Origin of the sequence: Trabulsiella guamensis ATCC 49490, from assembly GCF_000734965.1 — a bacterium.
Classification (GTDB): Bacteria; Pseudomonadota; Gammaproteobacteria; order Enterobacterales; family Enterobacteriaceae; genus Trabulsiella; species Trabulsiella guamensis.
Window position 1 is genome coordinate 1 of record NZ_JMTB01000241.1, and the last position, 348, is coordinate 348.

1 protein-coding gene is annotated in these 348 nt (G+C 52.3%); it reads left to right on the forward strand.

Annotation, left to right across the window (positions count from 1 at the left end; genetic code table 11):
* On the forward strand, positions 1-348 hold a 348-nt coding region (locus GTGU_RS23750; protein WP_038163980.1), incomplete at both ends, for a glycoside hydrolase family 19 protein.

A 348-nucleotide genomic window follows, 5' to 3' on the forward strand; every position in this document is an offset into this window, starting at 1 on the left:
CGCTGGTTGAAAACTTCAACTACAGCGTGAAAGCGCTCCGCGATATATTTTCTAAACGGCTGAGCGATGATCAGATAAATCAACTCGGTCGGAAACAATATGAGAAGTCGTTACCGCCGGAGCGCCAGCAAGCGATCGCTAATCTGGTGTACAGTAAGCGCCTCGGTAACAAAGGGGCAGGTGATGGCTGGAAATACCGGGGAAGAGGGTTAATTCAAATCACAGGACTCGATAATTACCGGGTCTGTGGCGCTGCGCTCAAACTCGACCTGGTTGCCACGCCTGAACTGCTCGAACAGGAACTTCAGGCAGCACGTTCGGCGGCATGGTTCTACACCTCCAGAGGTT